Source organism: Cohnella fermenti (assembly GCF_004801405.1).
GTDB lineage: Bacteria > Bacillota > Bacilli > Paenibacillales > Paenibacillaceae > Cohnella > Cohnella fermenti.
This window is the reverse complement of record NZ_SSOB01000126.1, coordinates 1-548: the sequence shown is the minus strand read 5'-3', so window position 1 is coordinate 548 and position 548 is coordinate 1. Positions and strand designations below refer to the sequence as shown.

The 548-nt window shown below is 52.6% G+C and carries 1 rRNA gene; it reads right to left on the bottom strand.

Features of this window, described 5'->3' with window-relative positions:
* Positions 1-421: 421 nt before the first annotated feature.
* Positions 422-538 (bottom strand): 5S ribosomal RNA (gene rrf / locus E6C55_RS33315).
* Positions 539-548: the final 10 nt, after the last annotated feature.

Sequence of the window (548 nt, the reverse complement as noted above, 5' to 3'; positions counted from 1 at the left end):
GCGCGTTTACGGAGCGTCATCTCCACGTTGATTAAACAAAAACTCCCCGTTCTCTCCTCGTTAACCGACGCTTTTCGCGGCACACTTGTTATCCCCGGTACCTAAGTAGTAACGGTTTTTCGCATAATGAATAGCGAATTATCTGAAGTCGAGCAGAAAAAAAGGCTCCTTGAGCAGCAGGAGCTACGACTTTAGTTAATTCGTTTGGACGAAACCGCGGTGGGTTAACCGTCTATGGGGAATCAATATTCGCGCAGCGGTTTAGTCCAAAACCGCCCAAATGACCCGTTATCGAGCCGCACCAATGTGAAATTTCGCATAAATTCCGGGCCGCACTCGTCTGAGGAGCGGCACCGTGCAAAAAAGCACCCTCGCGGGGTGCTCTTCTACTTCTTGCTCTTCGAATCGGCCTTGCTTGTCGGCTTGGCAACTTCCTACTCTCCCAGGACCCTGCGGTCCAAGTACCATCGGCGTTAGAGGGCTTAACGGTCGTGTTCGAGATGGGTACGCGTGGAACCCCTCTGCCATCATCACCAAACCGCCGCGAC